This window comes from Nitrospiria bacterium (genome assembly GCA_036397255.1).
Classification (GTDB): domain Bacteria; phylum Nitrospirota; class Nitrospiria; order DASWJH01; family DASWJH01; genus DASWJH01.
This window is the reverse complement of sequence record DASWJH010000038.1, coordinates 1-21,010: the sequence shown is the minus strand read 5'-3', so window position 1 is coordinate 21,010 and position 21,010 is coordinate 1. Positions and strand designations below refer to the sequence as shown.

Genomic DNA, 21,010 nt, shown 5'->3' with positions numbered 1-21,010 from the left:
ATGAGGAGCGGGAACCCACCTGCAACTCCATCCCAATTTTTCTCCAGTTTGATTGGCCTGTTTCTTTTATTGTTTTATTATCCTGCCCAGGCACAAGAAATTTCCGAAATTGAACTAGTGCCGAAATTAGAAATTCCCGTTGAAATTCAAGCAGACCGTTTGGAATATCAAAAAGAAAAAGACCGGTATGAGGCAGAAGGTTCGGTGAAGATTCTCCAGGGAGATCTGCAACTCAATGCCAACCGGATTATTTTGGAGAACAAAACAGGGGATGCACACATCTCCGGAGATTTTTTCTTCCTTGATGGGGAGAATTCCCTTGAAGGGGAGGAAGGAGAGCTAAATATTAAAACGCGGCAGGGCCGTTTTTACAACAGCCGATTGGTTCTTCAACCGGGCGGTTACCGCATTCAAGGGGAAATACTGGAAAAGCTTTCAGAGGATCGATATGCCTTGGAGAGAGGCTGGTTTACCACCTGTGAATGCGAAGAAGAGGAGGGAACCCCTGATTGGCGATTTCGTGTGCAAAATATGAGGGTCCAGTTAGAGGGGTATCTGGTGGCCAAAGATGTTACTTTTTATGTCAAAAAAGTTCCCGTTTTCTATGTGCCCTGGTTTGTGTACCCCGCGAAAAGAGAGCGGCAGACGGGACTTTTAATTCCTCATTTTGGTTACAGCTCCACGGAGGGATTTAAATATAGCCAGGCCTTATTTTGGGCCCTCAACCCCCACATGGATGCGACACTGACTTTGGATACCAGGAGCGATCGTGGCGTTGGGGGTGGATTGGAGTACCGGTATAAACTGAGTCGGACCTCTCAGGGGAGCCTCAATACCTTTTTGTTTCATGACACGGACATCAACGAGGATCGCCTGGATATGAGCTACCATCACCTACAGGAGTTTACCCCGCATTTTAAGGGGAGGGTTGATGGAAAATATGTAAACGATGATTCTTATTTCCGGGATTTAAGTGAGTTTACTGAGGAGCGGTCCCAACGAAGTCTTGAATCCAACGTTTCCTTGATTTATGGAAAAGAAAACCATTTTGCCTTTTTATTGGGCCGTTATACCCAGGATTTAACCTCCGGCAGTGACCAGACACTTCAAACCCTTCCAAAAGTAGGCTACTCATTGATTCCCTTTCGGCTAGGATCTCTCCCCCTATTTGCAAGTGTTGAGACCAGTGGGGATCAATTTTGGCGGGAAGAAGGGATCAAAGCCCGTAGGCTGGATTTAGCCCCAAAAATTTTCCTGCATTTTGAACCCTTGCGGGGTTTGGTGATGGTCCCTGCCATAGGGTTTCGGGAGACCCTATATTCCAGGGAACAAGCCTCAAGGGAAAATACACATCGCGAAATCTATTGGACCAGCCTCCGTGCCGATACCAAATTGGCCCGGACCTTTATGATGAAGGAGGGGTCTACTTTAAATAGCATTCGTCATCAAATAGAACCCTCCGTCCTTTACGAATATGTGGAAGAGGATGAGAAATCGCCTCCCCCCTTTTTTGATGAGCTCGATGTAGTGGATCCCCAACACCGGGTGACCTATTCGATTCTTCAGCGGTTTTTAGCTTTTTACCAAACGGATGATCAAACCCCAAAGGTAAAGCGTTTAGAATTTCTTTCTTTGAAATTCACGCAGAGTTACAACATCAAAATTCCCCCGGTCCCGGTTTTAAACGGGGCCCCCGTTCAGCGCCCTTTTTCGGACCTTCGGGGGGAAATGTGGGTTGCAACCCCCTGGCCCGTGGGTTTGGAAGTGGATAGCTTTTTGGATTTGGAAAAAGGACGGTGGAGTTCTGTGAATTCCGATTTAAATTTTACACTCATGAGTTGGTGGAATGCCTCCTTCGGTCATCGGTTTACCCAAACCACCGTACTTCCCCAGCGGGGGGATCTGTTTAATCCTTCTGCAATCAATCAGCGGATCTCAGTCCCCGAAGTTCATTTTTTTACACTTTCCACCACATTAAAACTTCCCCTTGGATTTACATTTGCCAATCGGGCTTATTATGATTTAAACCGCCACGCCAAAACCGAAATGGTTTACGGGGTTCAATACGAGAGCCAATGCTGGGCTGTGGCCTTTGCCTTTCAGGACCTTCCTGAGAAAGACCAATTTTCCTTTTTGATCTCCCTGAAAGGTGCCGGTGCCATTGAAACAGGCCTTCTGCACAGGCTTTTTTTCTCCCCCTAAACCCCTAAAAAACCTAAATCCCCCCCCAGTTGCGCGTTTGGTAGATTCTGGTACTTTTAAATGGAGCCCAGGTCTCTTAAAAACAGCCTTTTATTTTGCCAACCCACATAGAGAGGAAAAATAATGGCCAAAAAAGTATTATCAGTGCTTGGAATTTTATTAGGGGGAGTGTGTTTACTTGTTTTTCAACCCAATTTAGGATTTTCCGAGGGTGGTTCCGGTCAAGAAACGATTTTAGGTGCGCCCATCTATCCGGGGTGGACACTCAACCGAAAAGATGATTTAAAAGATAAAAACAGCGGGGCTCATTGGTTTCAGAACCAATATTTTTCTGATGACACGGCTGAAAAAATTGTGGGTTACTATGAAACATCAACAGGGAAGAAAGGGTATTTAGCCGAGTCCACTCATACCTATGCCATTACCACCTCGGATGGAGTGGTGATCAACATTATGGGGCCTCCCCAGGGGGTAGAGCAGCGGGATCATACCAATACCAAAGTTCTCAAAATCTGGAAAACACTGATTTCCATTATTAAAGTCGAGCAACCGAAAAAGTAATCTATCTTTTTACTGATTCCGAGTGTTGCTTTGATTTTCCTCCTTTGTTAGGAGGGATTAAGGGGGGTAGAAGTTTTCTCTCCCCCTAACTCCTGACCCTTCACCCCTCACGTTTTTTTTGTTTTTTCAGGCCTAACGCCTCAAACCTCCAACATTTTTTATTAACCTTTAATGTGTAGCCTGATGAATCAGAGAAGAGCCCTTTCTACCCGGTTTCTTTAAGAAAACCAACCAGAAATTTCTTGACAAAAGTCGGGTCCCCTTGCTACCTTAGTTGTTCTTTTCGGCTGTTTTGTCCCCAAAAGAGATGTTATGATAACTCATTGATTTAATTGTTAATTTAAGGTTTTTATTTTCTGGGAGAGATGTAAAATCCTTTTATTTGAATCAAATTTTTAGGTTGAATTAACAAAGGGGAGGTTTTTATGGCTAAGGTGTTAGAAGGCCCCGGAATGGGCCTTTTAAGAAAGTGGGGAATGTCCGTCCCGAACTATGCAGTGATTACTTCGGTGGACCAGTTGGAGCAGTTGGCTGAAGCCAACGACTGGTTAAAAAAAGGGAAGCTGGTGGTCAAAGCCCATGAGGCGATCGGGTCCCGTTTCAAACTGGGTTTGGTAAAAGTGGATGTTAATTTGGCCACTGCAAAGAAGGAGGCCAAAGAAATGCTGGGCAAAACAGTGGAGGGATTGGCCATTTCTCAAGTCATCGTTTCGGAAATGGTTCCCCATAAAGAAGAATTTTATGTCGCAGTAAAATCCGTTCGTGAAGGAGCAGAAATACTTTTAGCTTCCATGGGGGGAATTGAAATTGAAGGGCATTGGGATCGAGTCAAGAGGGTTTTTGTCGAATTGGGTGAAAAACCCAAAGAGGAGGATTTGAAAAAACTTGCCAAGGAGGCCGGTTTTGATGCCAAGCTAACCCCAAAGGTGGTTGAATTTACCATCAAGTTGTTTAACGCCTACGAGAATGAAGACGGAACGTATATTGAGATCAACCCGCTGGTATTGCGGTCTTCGAATGATTCTGTAGTTGCGTTGGACGCCGTGACCATGCTGGATGGGGATGCCCGGTTCCGCCATAAGGATTGGGATTTCTCTTTTGCATCGGAGTTTGGGCGGCCATATTCCGATGATGAAAAAGCGATTATAGAAATAGATTCCCGAATCAAAGGATCCGTAAAATTTATCCAAATCCCGGGTGGGGATACCGCTCTTCTGCCTGCGGGTGGAGGTGCCAGTGTGTTTTATGCGGATGCGGTGGTCGCGATGGGTGGAAAGCTGGCCAATTATGCGGAGTATTCCGGAGATCCGGCGGATTGGGCGGTGGAAGCGCTGACCGACAAAGTGTGTTCCCTTCCTGGAATCAAGCGGATTATTGTGGGGGGAGCCATTGCAAACTTCACCAACGTTAAGAAAACCTTTTCTGGAATCATCAATGGGTTCAGGCGTGCTAAGGCAAAGGGAAAACTGGACGGTGTTGAGATTTGGGTCAGACGGGGAGGACCTTATGAGAAAGAGGGACTAGAAGCCATGCAGGCCCTCGAAGAGGAAGGGTTTAAGATCCATGTGTTTGATCGGACCACCCCGTTAACGGATATTGTGAATTTCTCGATTAAAGGAGGGGGTTGAGAAAATGAGTATCGTTGCTACGAAAGGCACGCGTGTGGTCATCCAGGGTGGGCCTGCAGGGGTCAATGCTGCACGAAGGATGGCGGAATTTTGTCATTTAATTAAGAGTCCTTTAAATGTAAAAGCGTTTGTATTTCCTCCCGATGCAGGAAATACTGCTGAAGTTCCTTACGGGAGTGAACTAATATCTATTCCAATTTTTAAAACCGTGGGTGAGGCCATGGCCCATTTTCCGGAAATTAACACCAGTCTGATTTATGTCGGTCCTGACCGGGCCTATAAAGCGGCCATGGAGGCTCTCAAAGAAAATGGCATTAAGCTGGTCTCTATGATTACGGAGGGTGTTCCTGAAAAAGACGCCAAAATGTTGGGCCGGGAGGCGAGGCGTCTTGGAAAGATTTTTAACGGACCCTCTGCCATTGGCATTATGTCCGCAGGAGAGTGCCGTTTAGGCGTAGCCGGGGGAGCCTTTGACAATTTGGTTCTGTCTAAATTGTACAGACCCGGTTCATTTGGTGTTTTGACCAAATCAGGAGGGCTCTCCAATGAGATCATTTGGATAGCCAGTCAATTTGCGGACGGGGTAACCACCGTGATTGGGATCGGCGGGGATGCCTATCCTGGGTCTGATTATGTGACCTACCTTGAAATGTTTGAGAAGGATTCCCAAACCAAGGCCGTTATTATCGTCGGCGAAATGGGGGGAGACTTAGAAGAAAAAGCCGCGCAGTGGTATAAAGCAAAAAAGCGCCGAATCCGATTAATCGGGGTCATTTCCGGGTTTTGCCAGGAGGTTTTACCCAAGGGAATGAAGTTCGGCCATGCCGGTGCGAAAGAGGGTGTTCAAGGTGAAGGGTCTGCACGAAGCAAAGCCGATGCCCTGAAAGATGCGGGTGCCCTTGTTCCCGCGACTTTTGGCGCACTGGGACCGGCCATTAAAGAGGTCTATAAAGAACTGATTGAAACCGGTGAGGTCAAATCTGAAGTGGAAATCGACATTTCCAAATTGCCGAAGCTTCCTATGACCGTGGACGAAGCCGTAAAGAGCGGGGAGGTATTTGTCCAACCGCTCATTAAATCCACCATCAGCGATGATCGTGGGGATGAGCCCCTTTATCAGGGTTATCCTGCCTCGGAGCTGATCAATAAGGGTTACCATATTCCTCACGTGATCGGGTTATTATGGAACAAGAAATTGGTTTCAACCCACGAGGCTGAAATCATCAAGCGGATTATTATGCTGTCCGCAGACCATGGGCCTTGTGTCAGCGGTGCCCTCACCACGGTTATTGCCGCATGTGCGGGAATCCAGATGGCCCAAGCGGTGGCTGCGGGCTTGATTATGATTGGTCCCCGTTTTGGTGGGGCAGTGACCGATGCAGGAAAATGGTTTACTTATGCGGTAAAGAATCAATTAACCCCTGAGGATTTCCTAACTTATATGAAGGCCAATGTGGGTCCTGTTCCGGGAATTGGCCATCGGGTCAAAAGCGTTCGAAACCCGGATAAGCGGGTTAAGGAGCTGGTGAGTTATGTGAAGAGCTTGGGAATTCCTGCCCCTCATTTGGATTTTGCCCTTCAATTGGAAAAAATAACAACGGCCAAGAAAGACACCTTAATCCTAAATGTGGATGGAACCATTGCGGCGATCCTGATTGATCTTGGTTTTCCCATTGAAAGCTTGAATGGCTTTTTTATTTTAGCTCGGACCATTGGTATGATCGGGCATTGGATTGATCAGAAACAGCAAGGGAGCCGTCTGATCAGACTATTTAATTATTTGGTCAACTATGCCAGCCCTAAAAAAAGAGAGGTTCCCCCGCTTCATTAGATGAAGGTTTTCAATCATCTAATGCAATCCGGTTTTCTTGGGTGTAAAAAGGAAGGGGTCTGGCGAGTGGTTTTCACCTTTTCACTCACGAACCATTTCCCAAAAAGGCTGGGAAGAGAAGGCTGATCAATGGCAAAAACAAGTCAAAAAGAAGAAACGAAAACGGTTCAGGTTGAAATCATGGGTAAACCTTACCATGTTCCGGAAGGAATTTCTGTGGTGCAGGCTTATTGGTATACCGGCCATGAACTCATCCGGGGAATCGGGTGCTTGGGAGGCGTCTGCGGTGCCTGCTCCACCGTATACCGAACACCGGGAAGTTACGAGCTGAAAACGGGTTTGGGATGCCAGATGTTGATCGAAGAGGGGATGTCCTTTTCCATAATGCCCAATACCCCCGTTCATCGGGCCGCTTACAAATTAGAGGAAATCAACGATCCCAAACAGGACCTGTTTAAATTTTTTCCGGAATCCTCCATGTGCCGGAATTGCAATGCGTGTACCGAAGCCTGCCCTCAAGGGATCAATGTGAGAGAGGGCCTTTGGAAAACGGTATTTGGTGATTTTGAAGGCGCATCCAATGAATTTATGAGTTGTGTGATGTGCGGTTTATGTGTTCCGGTGTGTATTGCGGACATTGCCTCCAACCAGGTGGGGCTTTATGCGCGACGGACCCATGGCGTTTTCTTTGCCAAACGCCCTGAGGGATTGGAACAGAGGATTCAGGAAATTTCTAAGGGGAAATACAATACGGAATGGAAAAAGGTCCTTGAAATGAGCGAAGAAGAAATAAAGTCTTATAGCCATGCGACCCGTTAATATCTGAAAACATGGAGGAAGAAAAGAAAAACAAAACCGTTTCTGTTGAAATTCAAGGAAAGACCTATCAAGTCCCCGAGGGAATATCGATTCTCCAAGCCTATTGGGCCAGTGGGCAAGAGCCCATCCACGGGGTTGGCTGTTTAGGGGGTGTGTGCGGGGCTTGTACGGTAACCCTCCGTTTAGGAAATCCTTCTCAAATGAAAACCGGGTTAGCTTGCCAGATTCCGGTTGAGGAGGGAATGTCTTTCAGCCTTTTCCCGATCGACATCCAACGAAAAGGAAAATACGGGTTTTCTGAATTGGAAAATCCTCGGAATGAGCTCCTTCGGATTTACCCTGAGACCAAAAGATGTGTCAGTTGCCGGGCGTGTACCAATGCCTGTCCCCAAGACATTAATGTGATGGATGGCGTTTTAAATGCCATCCGGGGGAACTTAGAACCGGTTTCAGAGAGTTTTTATAATTGTGTCATGTGCGGGCTTTGTGCCATGGTGTGTGATGTTGGGATAAAACCCCATTGGGTGGGGCTTTATTCAAGACGGGTGGTGGGCCAGGAAAATAGAGGAAGGGACCTTGAACTGCAGAAGCGAATTCAAGAGATTGAAGGAAGATTCTTTGATCCGGAATGGCAGAGGGTTCAATCTTTCAATGAGAGTGATTTTATGGAGTGGGCTTCCCGCGGGGAGACTTTAAGGTAATGATGAGTTTAGAAGAATCAAAGCAAAAGACTAATAAAAACAGAGAAAAACGGATCCAACAATCTTTTCCGGTGATGTCTCCCGCTGATAAAAATGAAGTGATACACCGGTACCACCCTGATTACAAGAAGGAGGCCTACCGGCCCATTCGAATCGGTCCCAATCAGGGAGACCCGTCTGTCCATGAATTAGTCGATATTCTGGAGGGGGAGAGTCCTGTTCCAGAAGAATTCAACGAACTGGTTCCTGATCACACCACCGATGTATTAATTATTGGAGGGGGTGGTGCGGGTGCAGCGGCTGCTTTAACAGCCCGGGCAAATGGGGCAAAGGTCCTATTGGCCACCAAACTGCGATTGGGGGATGCCAATACGGTTATGGCTGAAGGGGGGATGCAAGTTGCCGTGGGATCCGATGATTCACCTGTACGGCATTACCTAGATGCCATGGTTGGGGGTCACCTTAAGAATAACCCCGTGTTATTAAAAACGCTGGTTGAGGAAGGGCCATCGGCTACCCAGTGGTTGTTGGATCTCGGTGTTCAATTTGATCGTGAGGAGGGAGAGGGTTCTCTAAGGCTGAAGGGAGGGGGTGGAACATCGAAACCCCGGCTTTTAACCTGTAAGGATTATACCGGTTTGGAACTCATGCGCGTTCTCAAGGATTGCGTGATTAATGAGGATATACAGGTCGTAGAATTCTCCCCTGCAGTAGAGCTTCTTAGTGGAACAGATGGAAGGTGTACAGGGGCCCTATTGAAGAATTTGGATAATAACCAATGGATAGTGGTGCAGGCAAAAACCGTTATTATGGCAACCGGAGGGATTGGGCGTTTGCATATTCAGGGGTTTCCGACCAGTAATCACTTCGGTGCGACCGCCGATGGATTGGCCCTCACCTATCGTATTGGAGCAAGGCTTACTTTAGCCGACACCTTTCAGTACCACCCCACCGGGGCCATCTATCCTGACCAAATGGCAGGCACCCTCGTCACGGAAGGCATTCGATCCGCAGGCGCTCAGCTTTTAAATGTCCGTGGGGAGCGTTTTGTCAATGAGTTGGAAACCCGCGATGCGGTAGCTGCTTGCATCATTCGTGAGTGTGAGGAGGGGCGCGGAGTTGAGACCCCTGCCGGACGCAAAGGAGTTTGGTTGGATATGCCTTTGGTGGATTCGATAAATGGAAAGGATACATTGGAAACACGATTTCCAAATATGATCAAACAGTTCTCAAAGTATGCCATCGATATTCGAAAAGAACCTGTTCTGATTTATCCCACCCTGCATTATCAAAACGGGGGTGTCCAGATCGATGTGAATTGTCATTCCGGTGTGCAAAATCTTTTTGTGGCCGGAGAAGCATCGGGTGGAGTTCATGGACGGAACCGTTTAATGGGAAATTCCCTTTTGGATATTATCGTTTACGGGCGGAGAGCGGGAAAAGCCGCCGCCGAGCAAGCGGGGCAGATGAAACATGGGGAAATGACTTTAGGTCATTTAAAAAAATTCCGGGAAACGGCGAAGAAAGCCGGGATAGAAGCGAAGGTGACTTCCCCCAAGCTTTTTCCAGATTATGTCCGGCGAAATAAAGAAAAACCAAGCAGTTGACCTTAACCGTTCATAAGGAAAACCCATAATGAATATTCACGAATTTCAAGCAAAAGAACTTTTCTCACGCTTTGAGGTTCCTGTTCCAAAGGGCCGGGCGGTTTCCACCCCTCAGGAAGCAGAAGCTTGGGCGAAGGAATTGGGTGCATCGCCCTACGTGGTGAAAGCCCAAATTCACGCAGGGGGGCGTGGAAAAGCAGGGGGTGTGAAACTGACCAAAGAGAGGGGCCAGGTCAAAACCATTGCGGAAGGCCTTCTTGGAAAACCCCTGGTGACCCATCAAACAGGACCGGAAGGAAAACGGGTCAAACGGGTTTTGGTTGAGGAAGGCGTTGCCATCAAAAAAGAGTTTTACCTGAGCCTTTTGGTGGATCGGGAAACCGGGTTTCCGGTCATTGTTTCCAGCAGCGAAGGGGGAGTGGAAATTGAAGAAGTTGCAGCCCAGAAGCCCGAAAAAATTTTAAAGGAGTTTATCGATCCCGCGGTTGGGTTTCAGCCTTTTCAGGGACGAAACGTCGCTTTTCGTTTGGGTCTTCCAAAAGAGGCCATCGGCCCTTTTGTGAAGCTGTTGGGTCAGCTCTATCGGTTGTTTACAGAAAAAGGAGCTTCCTTGGTGGAAATTAATCCCCTGGTTTTGACCAATGAGAACAAGGTCATTGCGTTGGATGGAAAAATTTCCTTTGATGACAACGCTCTTTTCCAGCATGAGGATATTCGCGCTTACAGGGACTTCGATGAGGAGGATCCCTTGGAAATTCGCGCCTCGGAATTTGGACTCAATTATGTAAAGCTAGACGGGAATATCGGGTGTATGGTCAATGGCGCGGGATTAGCCATGGCCACCATGGATGTGATTAAGCTGGCGGGGGCGGAGCCGGCAAATTTTTTGGATGTTGGAGGCGGGGCTTCTAAGGAGACGGTGAAGCATGCATTTCAAATTCTACTTTCCGATCCCAATGTGAAAGGGGTTTTTGTTAATATTTTCGGGGGAATTGTCCGTTGTGAAAGAATTGCCGGTGGAATTATCGATGCGGCCAAGGAAGTTGAAGTGAAAGTTCCCCTGGTTGTTCGGTTGGAAGGAACCAATGCAAAAGAAGGAAAAGCTCTATTGGCCCAGTCGGGTTTAAATCTAGTGGTTGCTGATGATCTTTGGGAAGGGGCTAAGAAAATTGTAAAACTGCTCTCATCCTAATGGGAATAAGAGGAATCCTGTTATGAGTATTTTGGTCAATAAAGCAACAAAAGTCATTGTTCAGGGAATTACCGGAAAGGAAGGCTCTTTTCACACCAATGCCTGTGCTGCTTACGGAACCCAAATTGTGGGAGGGGTGACTCCTGGAAAAGGAGGAGTCGAATTTGAAGGTATACCGGTATTTAACACCGTGAAAGAAGCCGCTGAAGTGGTCCGTCCCGATGTATCTTTAATTTTTGTTCCCCCCGCATTTGCGGCAGATGCGATTCTCGAGGCGATCTCTTCCCAAATTCCCCTGGTGGTTTGCATTACCGAAGGAATTCCCGTTATGGATATGGTTCGCGTGAAACGAAAAATGTTTGGGAGTTCCACCCGTTTGATTGGACCGAACTGCCCGGGGATTATTACCCCAGAGGAGTGTAAAATCGGAATTATGCCGGGTTTTATTCATAAACGGGGAACTGTGGGTGTTATTTCTAGAAGCGGAACCTTAACCTACGAAGCGGTATGGCAGCTCACCCAGTTGGGGTTAGGTCAATCCACCTGTATTGGAATTGGTGGGGACCCGGTTCAGGGGACCAATTTCGTCGATCTTCTGGAGATGTTTGAGGCGGATCCCGATACCCGGGGTATTGTGATGATTGGAGAAATTGGTGGAGATGCGGAAGAAACCGCTGCCGAATATATTTCAAAATGTGTCAAGAAACCTATTATTGGATTTATTGCTGGGATGACCGCCCCCCCGGGACGGAGAATGGGACATGCCGGTGCAATTATTACCGGGGGAAAAGGAACGGCGGCCGGGAAAGTGGAAGCATTAGAGAGTGCTGGGGTAACCATGGTGAAAAACCCTGCAGTAATCGGAGAGGCCATGAAAAAGGTCTTTGATAAAAAAGGCTGATCTCAGTTGAACAAAAGGGCATTGATCTGGGAAAAGGTCTTTGTTAACAAAAAAACCATATACATTTTAAAATGAGGAGGAAAACCGATGAGTGAAATTCAAGTTGGGCAAACCGCCCCAGATTTTACATTGAAGGATCAGGACCAGAAAGAAGTCAAACTAAGTGATTTAAAGGGAAAAAAGAATGTGGTTCTGGCCTTTTATCCCCTGGATTGGTCGCCTGTTTGTACCAATGAAAACAAATGCTTAACCGATGACCTTCCCCAATTTGGATCTGCAAATACCGAGGTCCTTGGGATCAGTATTGATAGTGTTTATTCGCATAAGGCATGGGCGGATTCCCTTGGCATTAAACATAGACTCTTGAGTGATATGGGAGGAACGGTTGCCAAGAAGTATGGTATGTACATGGAGGACAAATATATTACAAAACGGGCCACGGTGGTGATTGATAAGGCCGGGACAGTTCAATTTGTTAAGATCCAGGAAATTACAACTGCCCGGGATGATAAGGAGATATTAGAGGCCCTTAAGAAACTCAACTAGAATCAAAAGTGTTGCGAGTGGAAAGCTTATCATTGCGGATGCCCTTTTTCCTTTTTAGGGGTTGCAAAGGGAGAGGGTGTCCGGTAATGATAATTTTTTACCCGTTTGTTTTGGTGGGGTTAAATTTATGTCAGAGACAGAACTTCTTCCCCGTGTCACCGATGAGAATTATAAGGATTTTATCCAATCCCCGGGGGCTTTAATTCTTTTCAAAATTGCCTCCTGTCAACAATGTGAAGAATTTGAGCCCATTGTTGAAAAAACCGCAAAAGAGTTCGGGGAGAAAATCCGTTTTGGGAAATCCCTCCTTCATGTTCCGGGGGCCTGCCGGGAAATTAAAAGGGAACACTTCTTTGAGTCTTTTCCAACCACGCATTTTTATAAAAATGGTTCTTTGGTTTATTCTTTTGAGGGGAAAATCACTCAGGAGGAATTTAAGGAACAATTATCAAAGCACTTGCTTTGACTTTTTTAAACCCGCCTTTAACGGGCTATCCTGATCCCTAATTAAGGGTATTCTGTTTTTTGCATAAACCCCATCTTCTGGAATTAGCCGGTTACTGAAAAACGGATCAACCTTTCCATTAATTTTCTTAATAAGCGAAAAAAATTTCCCAAAAGGATGGAGGGTTAAAACTGAAATTTTAAAATAACCAAATTAAATCAATAGATTAAATTCCATTTTGGATGGATTTTAAATAAATTTTATTGGCATTGAAATTGCCATATACAAAGCAGGAATGTTTCCTGAAGGTGCATTTTTTTCTTATTAAGGGGGCGATTCAGTGAGGTTAAGCCTTTTTTTAAATAAAGTTTTAAAAAGCAAAGGTTTTCAGTTTTTTTCTCTTATTTTGATTGTTCTTTTTCTTGGACCATGGGGCTGTGGTGGGGGGAGCGGGGGCGGGGATGACACTTCAAATTCAACCACCACAACGACACTACCCCCTGGCCCCCAACCGCCGAATCCAAGTGAGTCTTTTTCCATTATGGGAAGTGTAGTTAAAGGTCCCGTAGATAAGGGTTTAGTAAAAGTTTGGACCATTGCCCCGGATGGTAAGAGAGGGGCCAGCCCCATTGGTGAAGTACTAACCGATACCAACGGGAATTTTTCTTTATCCGTTGGAAATGCCACCGGTCTGATGGAATTGAATTTGAACAGTGGAAATTTTGTGGATGAAGTGACCGGTGATCCTTTGGACCTTGCAGGGCGAAATCCTCTGAGAAGCTGTTTAGATCAATTGAGTCCGGGGGGAGCAATAAATACGGTGGCCATTACACCTTATACTACACTGGGGTGTATTTTAGCCGATTTTAAAATTTTAGATGGCAATCCTGCCTCCTCCGCCATTGCCTCCGCCAATCAGGAAATGAGCAGTCAGCATATTCAGGTCTCCGGTTTGGATTTGAGCAACCTTAATATAACCAACATACTCCCCAATGTGTCTTTATCCAATCCCATTGATTTTACGGATCCATCAACACAATACGGTTTAATTATCCTGGGTCTGTCGCAACAGGCGTTTGATATTGACGCTGCCAATCCCGGATTTAGCAATTTTACGGTATTGGATTTGCTGGAGGCCCTTGAGCTGGATATTACGGATGGAACTTTTGACGGGAAGGTTCATGGTTCGCCAATAGAGTTGGTGAGTGGAAGCGGGGTGAATTTATCCCCTGATGCCTTAAAGGCAGACTTAACTAATTCCATCACTAACTTTCTGAGTTCAAACGTTCTTAATCCTCTTCCCTCAACCACCACCACGACGACATCGACCACCACCTCAACCACCACCACGACAATATCAGGTTCCACAACAACCACTTCTGCGACAACCACCTCAACCACCACCACGACTACATCGGGTTCCACAACAACTACTTCTGCAACAACCACTACGACCACTCTTCCCCCTAGCCCTCCTCCCCCAACGCCTAGTGAATCCTTTCTTATTATTCCCGGTTAATTCCCCGGGATTTGTTCCGATTGCTAATAACAAAAATTATCTTTTTTAATTTTACCAACTCTTAACGATTTTCCAGTTAAACTTTACATAAATTTAACCCCAACTTAATGAACCCTTCACAAAAAAAAGGTAGCATTTGGGTTGGTTTAAATTTCTGTAGATCGGATGGGATTTACTCCTGATCAGAGAATTCAACAGGTCTGCAGGGATTTATGTTTTATTCCCGTTTTGAAGCAGGTAATCTTTGGAGGGGTAAATTGAGTGAACTAATTGAAATTAAAGTGGTCTCTCCCAAGTCCTGTAAGGTCTCCGTCCCAAAAAAACTTTTAGAGGATTTAAACCGTCTGGTGAGTAACGATAAACTGAGCGAGTTTATAACCGAAGCTTTCCGGGCAGAGCTTAAAAAAATCCGCTTCCGGAAGGATATGGCAAAGTCCTCTCAAAAAGTTTTTTAAAAAATAAACGCCTCCATTTATCCACCATTTATTTTCTCTGAAGACCCTTATTCTATCCTTTCTTGGTTTTTTTAAAAAAAGTTGTCCCGTCATTGTCCAAGACACTCTATTTTCCGTTCTTTACCCTATCTTTACACATTCTATATTTTTTTTTATATCCCCCTTAATTTTAGTTTATAAACCCGGCGTATCTTGACAACCATATCAACAATAATCCATTCGGTTACTTTTTAGAAAGGAGGTGATTTTATGACAGGTTTAGGGGGGTTCTTTGAATATGGAATTGCAGCGTTGATAGGGACAGCCCTCATGGTTGGTTTTAGCATTTGGAGCCTGGTGAGAGGGGAATCTTAATGAAAGGGTGTGTTCAAACCAGTTTACCCCATCCGAAAAGGGGGTTACCAAAAAGGAGGATTTACCATGGAGCCAATGAATGGATTTTTTGAATACGGAATTGCGGCTGTATTGGGCGCGGTATTAATGATCGGGCTCAGCATTTGGTCCTTGGTTACCAGTGAAAACTAAGGGGACCCAAAATTTTATTCAAGGTTTAACCTAAACCTGACTTGAGGCAGAGAGAAGATGCCATAAGAGAGAGGAGGTGCAAAATGGAACCGATGAATGGATTTTTTGAGTATGGGATTGCTGCTATATTAGGTCTAGCCATGATGGTGGGGTTTGGTGTTTGGTCTTTGGTCAGGGATGAGATTTAAATTTTGCGTAGAATCCCTTTGAAATAAATTGATTTGACGGATGAATTGTATCACCATTCCCAATTTGAGATTTTGACCCACTGGTCTAGGTCTATCCGGTTTGAGTGTGGGTAAAAAGGGGATGGTTAAGTTTTCGAAAGGAGGGTTAAGAAGATGGAGTCTTTAATGCTTGCTTTTGTTCTGGTGGGAGCAGCCTTTGGAGCCATGGCACTTTCAGTTTATTATATAGCCAATGTTGATTTATAGCAGGTAAAAAATTTTTCAAAGAGGCTTAAAGTCAGAACGGAGGGCAATTGGGAAAAAAATCAGGAAAGAGGTTCAAAGGTTTTCAAATCCCGTCAACGGATAAACCTTAAGATTATTTACAAAGGAAAAGAAAGGAGCTAGAATGGCACTCATGGAACAAGCCCCTGAGGCTATGCATATGAAAAAGAAAAGTTTAGCCAACCCCATTTTGATTGTTGAAGATGACTCCAGTGTTTCTTCTCTGATTTCCAACACCTTACAAGCGGAAGGATTTCCGACCATCTGTGCAAAGGATGGTCCGGAGGGAATTGCTTTTTTCGAAAAACATGACCCTATTTTAATCATTCTGGATTTGGGCCTTCCGAAGGTGGATGGGTTCGAGGTCTGTCAGCATATCCGAAAACAGTCGAAAGTCCCTATCATTATGGTAACGGTTAAGGGGGATGAGTTTGAAAGGATCCTGGGGTTAACCATTGGAGCCGATGATTATATCACCAAGCCTTTTAGTACCCGGGAACTGACTGCGCGGGTAAAAGCCATTCTCCGCCGATGTGTTCCGACAGATCCGGGTTCTCGAAAAAAAATAAAATATTTGGACCTGGAGGTTGATTTTGAAAAATGTAAAGTCACCGTTAAAAACCAGGAAATCAAATTGACGGTCTATGAATTTGAAATCCTTCAAGCCTTGGCCAATTTGCCCGGGAGGGTTTTTTCTCGGGAACAACTCATTCAGAAAATTTATTCCTATGAAGATGTAAGTGTGGTTGACCGCGTGATTGATGTTCATATTGGAAATTTAAGGGCTAAGATTGAAGAGGATTCCTCCAATCCCATTTATATCAAAACGGTGAGAGGAATGGGATATAAGTTTGCAGATATAGAGGACGAATAAAAAGAGTTTTCCCGGTTGGCGAGTACTGGCTTTTTTTTAAAATTACTTCCCTCCTTCTTCCGAGAGGGGAAAGTGGTGTAAACTTTTTTCGCTCATCATATAGGCTTTTTGGTTCGTGTCCATCCTCCCCCTTTTTTCAGGATTTTTAATCTTCCTGATCCTTTCTTTAAACCGGATTCTTTCCTGTAAGCGGGTCGACCCTTCCTTGGTCATCTTCTTTTTTTTGATTTTCCAATTCCACCAAATTGAAATTTGACCTTCCCTGAAGATTTCTTGATTAACTGATTACCCCATCTTTAAAAATGTTTGATATATTTTTTCTTACCTCAAAGGGTCAATTGTTATTTACCGGAGAGGAAGAGGCCAAAAATACCAATGATACCATTTCAAACACGAAAAACGATATTACCATGGGCTCAAAGGTAAGGCGTTTTTTTTTAAAGAGGAAAGGATTCCAGTTATCGATTTTTTTTCCGTTCTGTTTGAAAGGAGGTGACCCCATGCTTGATTTCCATTGTCCTACTGTCCCAATGAATTTCTTTAAATACCTTTTGGAGTTAGAGGGAAAACTCGCCATGAGATATTTATATTATGTTTCCTTTTTGGATTTGGAATTGGATCACCCGGAAACAGATGAAACATTACCCCATGTTTGCCAGTTGATTCGGAAGAAAATTCGTGGAACGGACTTAATTGCCAGGAGAGACGACAAACGGTTTTGGGTTATTCTCCCGTTTGTTGAAGGGGAAGACGCTTTTTGTGTGGCTGAACGGGTAAGGGGATTTATTGAAAAAGATATTGATACGCCTAAATCCAAACCGGTTGATCGGACGGTGAGTATTGGAGGGGCCTGTTTCCCTACCCACTCTCCGGATATTGCACATTTATTGTGCACTGCAGATCGAATGCTTTTCCTTGCTAAAGCAAATGGGGGAAATAAAGTATCCTTTCCTGATCGTTAGGTTGGACCTTTGTTTGGAACCGGTAAATTTATCTAATGGTCGGTTTTTTTTGAAGCCTTCATTCAGGGACCCACCGGATAGATTTGTTTGTTTTTTATTTCTGATTAAATTGGATCCCCAAAAAGCCAATAAAATCATCAAAAAAGAGAATTCTCCCTAATTCAGATAGGGCATAGAAATCCCTATTCATAATATGTTAAAATTCCCTAACTAGTTGTTTCCCTTACTTAACTTCTATGGTTATATTTCTATATTCCAAAATTTCAAGGAAGGGATATGGTGCCCTTAAATTTAAAAGTTAAAAAGAGGTGGCTCAGAACGAAGATTGTGCTTTCCCTGCTGATAGTGGGTTTGATTCCGGTTTTGTTTGGATTGTTTATTACCTATTGGAATGGAACGCTGAAGTTGCGGGAATCGATGGGTGAGAACTTTAAGGGGTTGGCTTTGCAGGCCTCTCAAAAAACCGATTTGGTTATAGAAAGAGAAGTGGATAGTAAAAAACATCTGGCCACTACCATACAAATTAAAAAGGCCATTGAAAATTCCAATTTAGAAGCCCAGCAAATTGAGGGAATGCAAAAAACAAAAAATTTAAACCAGTTGGAAAGGCTGTGGAAAGAGGGAGATCCCTCCCTCAGAGAGGAAATACTTCATAATGACAGTTCCCGATATTTAAGAAATTATATGATGACCAAAAAGGAGAAATATATTGCCTTTTTTCTAACCAATGATCAAGGGACTTTGGTGGCAAGTGTTAATCCTTTACCTGATTTCATCAATGCAGAAAAGCCCTGGTGGAAGACGGCCTATAATGACGGGATTGGGAGGACCTATATAGGGGACCTTTATTTTAATGAAAAAGCTCAGGTTTGGGCTATCAATGTGGCGGTTCCCGTTATTGATGAAAAAAAGCAAAAGGTTAGTGGGATTTTAGTGGTGTTTCATAACATTCGGGCGTTGCTTGGGCCTCCAATTTTAGATATCCGGTTTGGAGAATCTGGGCATGCGATGCTCGTTGATTCCATAGGGCGTGTCCTCATTTGCCCCATCATGCCAACGGGAAAATTATTAAATGAGACCCTTGTTTCCAGAATAACCTCTCCCTTGCCGAATTGGGTTTTAGCGGATGATGATAGTCATGAGATGAGGGTGGAAAAAAATTCCATTATTGGTTTTGCCCCAGTGGTCAAAACCTCAGAAATTACCCAAAATTCCACTGGAATGACATGGCATAGTTTTATCAGAGAGAGATCGGATGAGCTCTATGCCCCTATCAATTCTCTACTTCAATCGGTGGCTTTTTCCGGAATTGCGCTAATTGTTTTTGTGGCCTTTATGGGTATTTTCCTTTCAAAAAAGTTGGCCAGACCCATACAGCTCTTGCATGATGGGGCAGAGAAGATTGCCAGTGGAAATTTAGATGTTCGGTTGGATATTCGAACCAATGATGAAATCGAACAACTGGCCAATGAGTTTAATAATATGGCGGTAAAACTAAAAGAATCCTATTCCAATTTGGAACAGAAGGTGGAACAACGAACCACACAGTTGTCTACCTTAAATCTTATTGCTACAACCACCAACCGTACCTTGGAGTTAAAGGCCCTTCTGGAAGGTACCCTGGATAAAGTAATGGAGGTAATGGATTTTCACGCGGGGGCCATTCGGCTTCGGGATGAGGCAACGGACAAACTGGTTTTGAAGGTGTCCCGGGGGTTACCCCGTGAGGTCATTGAGAAATATCAGGAGATTTCCATCGGAGAGATGTTTGCGGGGCAAACCGCCTTTGAAGGGCAACCCGTGGTGGTTGAGGACTTGAAAAAGACCCCAAAATCGGGAGGACCCTTCCAAAGTTTGGGAATGGTCACTGTGGTTGCCATTCCTCTGAAATCAAAGGACAGGGTGTTGGGAACATTAACCGGAGCCAGTCGAACTCCCCGTTCTTTTTCTCCCCAAGATATGGAATTGCTTTTGTCTATTGGGAGTCAACTGAGCATTGCCATTGAAAACGCCACCTTGTTCATACGGACGAAAGCCATGGTGGAGCAACTCCAGGAGGCGGACCGTTTTAAAACGGAATTTTTTTCCAATATTAGCCATCAATTGAGAACCCCGATGACTTCGATTATTGGTAATTCTGAATTCCTTTTAACCGGGAAAGGCGGTGATTTGAACCCAAAACAGAATGAATGTATTGAAAGTATTCAGGAGAGCGGAAAGCTTTTATTAAATGAAATTAATAATCTTCTGGATCTTTCCAGAATCAAAGCAGGGAAAATGGAAGTTAAACTTGGGGAGTTTTCTGTTGAAAAATTAGTGAAAAGATGCCGGGTAACCGTGGCTCCTTTGGCGGCGAAAAAAAAACAGAAAATAGAATTCCAAATCAAAACACAGGGAGAGGATTATAAATTTGAAGATGGGGAGTTAATGATTAATGCCGACCAGACCAAGGTTCAACAAATTCTTTTAAACCTTTTAAGTAACGCCATAAAATTTACACCTAAGAACGGGATCATTTCTATCCGGTCTTCTTCTTGTTTGTTAAAGGGAGAACCGGCTGTAGAAATATCGGTGATTGATAATGGAAAAGGAATAAGAAAAGAGGACCGGGAGAAAATTTTTGATGATTTTAAACAACTGGATTCCTCTGATGCTCGGGAGCATATGGGCAGCGGTTTGGGATTGCCCATTGCAAAAAAATATGTGGATATGCACGGCGGACAGATTTTTGTGGACAGTCAATTTGGGAGGGGAAGTACCTTTACGTTTATTTTGCCTAAACGAATCGCATCTGAAGAAGGGTTGCATATTAAGGCTTCGGAATTGGAGGCAACGGAAGTTATTCCTCAAATCCATAAAAACCCTATCACCGAACCCCAAAAAGGACGGAAAGAAGATTGGGTTGACCCTTTAACTGGTCTTTTTAATGAAAAATATCTCGAGGATTTTCTTCACCGAAACGAATTTAAATCCAAGGAAGGAAAAGAGCCTTTGGCTCTGGTTTTTACACGCATTCGGCATTTTAAAAACTTTAATAAAAGGAGAGGAAAAGAAGTTGGGGATGAAACCATCAAAGGGGTTGCTCGAATCTTTCAGGAGAATTTAAAAGGAAGAGACCTCCTTTGCCGTTGCTATGGAAGTACCTTTGGAATCATGCTGGATGGAACGGATAAAGAAAATGCCATTGGGGTGGGGAAAAAGTTAAAAGGATTGGTGGAAGATACACATGGTGTTTTAATGGAAGGTAAAAACAAAGAGCCTATTTTTTTAAATGTGGTGGTTTCTTCCTATCCCAATGAATTTTTGACTCCCCACAGTATCCTTAGCCAAGGGGTGCAAGCTTTAAATGAGGCTGAACAAAAAAGCAGGGATGACATCATCACCCTTTAGCCATTTGAATTGTTTTTTCTTCTTTCTTTTTTCTTGTCTAACTCCTTTCGGAGAAAAATTTATTCACACCCCTTCAAACCCTATGGGGACGCCTACCCGCTGGTTTTTTGGTTCCTAAAATACTTACCTTATTGAAATATAATACTTATTTTTAAAAACTTTTACCTTTTTAAGATCTAATCCTTACAATCTTTACGGTTTCCTTGTAAAGCCTTAATGATACCCGGGTATCTTTTTAATAGAGTCAAAATCGGGGATCTTGTAAGCAACTGTCTTAAAAGTCAAGGGGAGATTATAAAATTAGTTTTCCACGGGGTTCCATGTTTCAACATAGCATTCAGAATGACCAACAATTTTCTCATACAAGCGGTAAGGGCCACGTTTTTAGCTTTTCCCGCTA

Annotated in this window: 17 protein-coding genes; 16 read left to right on the top strand and 1 reads right to left on the bottom strand. The window is 44.3% G+C overall.

All coding sequences use genetic code 11. The features are described from left to right. From lptD to VGB26_04810, 16 genes are all read left to right on the top strand, one after another. A complete protein-coding gene (lptD, locus tag VGB26_04885; protein ID HEX9757121.1) occupies positions 1-2,202 on the top strand; it encodes an LPS assembly protein LptD in 2,202 nt (733 codons plus the stop codon). A 123-nt stretch (positions 2,203-2,325) separates the two neighbouring features. After that, the gene (locus VGB26_04880; GenBank protein HEX9757120.1) at positions 2,326-2,763 is read left to right on the top strand and encodes a hypothetical protein; all 438 of its coding nucleotides are present in this window, start codon (positions 2,326-2,328) and stop codon (positions 2,761-2,763) included. Between the two features lie 425 nt (positions 2,764-3,188). Then, positions 3,189-4,391, top strand: coding sequence for an ATP citrate lyase citrate-binding domain-containing protein (locus VGB26_04875; GenBank protein ID HEX9757119.1), 1,203 nt, complete (start codon positions 3,189-3,191; stop codon positions 4,389-4,391). A 4-nt stretch (positions 4,392-4,395) separates the two neighbouring features. Further along, positions 4,396-6,222, top strand: coding sequence for a citrate/2-methylcitrate synthase (locus VGB26_04870; GenBank protein ID HEX9757118.1), 1,827 nt, complete (start codon positions 4,396-4,398; stop codon positions 6,220-6,222). A 129-nt stretch (positions 6,223-6,351) separates the two neighbouring features. After that, positions 6,352-7,041, top strand: coding sequence for a 4Fe-4S dicluster domain-containing protein (locus VGB26_04865; GenBank protein HEX9757117.1), 690 nt, complete (start codon positions 6,352-6,354; stop codon positions 7,039-7,041). Positions 7,042-7,052: 11 nt separating this feature from the next. After that, a complete protein-coding gene (locus VGB26_04860) occupies positions 7,053-7,742 on the top strand; it encodes a 2Fe-2S iron-sulfur cluster-binding protein (GenBank protein ID HEX9757116.1) in 690 nt (229 codons plus the stop codon). Next, the gene (locus VGB26_04855; protein HEX9757115.1) at positions 7,742-9,349 is read left to right on the top strand and encodes an FAD-binding protein; all 1,608 of its coding nucleotides are present in this window, start codon (positions 7,742-7,744) and stop codon (positions 9,347-9,349) included. The genes VGB26_04860 and VGB26_04855 overlap by 1 nt, the downstream gene beginning before the upstream one ends. Positions 9,350-9,377: 28 nt before the next feature. Beyond that, entirely contained in the window at positions 9,378-10,541 is a 1,164-nt protein-coding gene (sucC, locus tag VGB26_04850) for an ADP-forming succinate--CoA ligase subunit beta (GenBank protein ID HEX9757114.1), read from the top strand. 22 nt (positions 10,542-10,563) lie between these two features. Further along, positions 10,564-11,442, top strand: a complete 879-nt coding sequence (gene sucD, locus VGB26_04845; GenBank protein ID HEX9757113.1) for a succinate--CoA ligase subunit alpha — start codon at positions 10,564-10,566, stop codon at positions 11,440-11,442. Between the two features lie 87 nt (positions 11,443-11,529). Next, the gene (locus tag VGB26_04840; protein HEX9757112.1) at positions 11,530-11,988 is read left to right on the top strand and encodes a peroxiredoxin; all 459 of its coding nucleotides are present in this window, start codon (positions 11,530-11,532) and stop codon (positions 11,986-11,988) included. A 127-nt stretch (positions 11,989-12,115) separates the two neighbouring features. After that, positions 12,116-12,454, top strand: coding sequence for a thioredoxin family protein (locus tag VGB26_04835; GenBank protein ID HEX9757111.1), 339 nt, complete (start codon positions 12,116-12,118; stop codon positions 12,452-12,454). A gap of 319 nt (positions 12,455-12,773) precedes the next feature. Next, on the top strand, positions 12,774-13,952 hold the full coding sequence (locus tag VGB26_04830) for a hypothetical protein (protein ID HEX9757110.1): 1,179 nt from the start codon (positions 12,774-12,776) through the stop codon (positions 13,950-13,952). A gap of 257 nt (positions 13,953-14,209) precedes the next feature. After that, positions 14,210-14,407 carry a hypothetical protein gene (locus VGB26_04825; protein ID HEX9757109.1) on the top strand — a complete coding sequence of 66 codons (198 nt, stop codon included), beginning with the start codon at positions 14,210-14,212 and terminating at the stop codon, positions 14,405-14,407. Between the two features lie 1,101 nt (positions 14,408-15,508). Continuing rightward, positions 15,509-16,258, top strand: a complete 750-nt coding sequence (locus VGB26_04820) for a response regulator transcription factor (GenBank protein HEX9757108.1) — start codon at positions 15,509-15,511, stop codon at positions 16,256-16,258. Between the two features lie 500 nt (positions 16,259-16,758). Then, positions 16,759-17,220 (top strand): diguanylate cyclase, encoded by a 462-nt coding sequence (locus tag VGB26_04815; protein HEX9757107.1) that lies wholly within the window; start codon positions 16,759-16,761, stop codon positions 17,218-17,220. Between the two features lie 276 nt (positions 17,221-17,496). Continuing rightward, positions 17,497-20,610, top strand: a complete 3,114-nt coding sequence (locus tag VGB26_04810; GenBank protein HEX9757106.1) for an ATP-binding protein — start codon at positions 17,497-17,499, stop codon at positions 20,608-20,610. A gap of 281 nt (positions 20,611-20,891) precedes the next feature. Here the strand turns inward: VGB26_04810 and VGB26_04805 are convergent. Beyond that, positions 20,892-21,010 (bottom strand): IS110 family transposase (locus tag VGB26_04805; protein HEX9757105.1); only part of this gene is annotated, 119 nt, incomplete at its 5' end.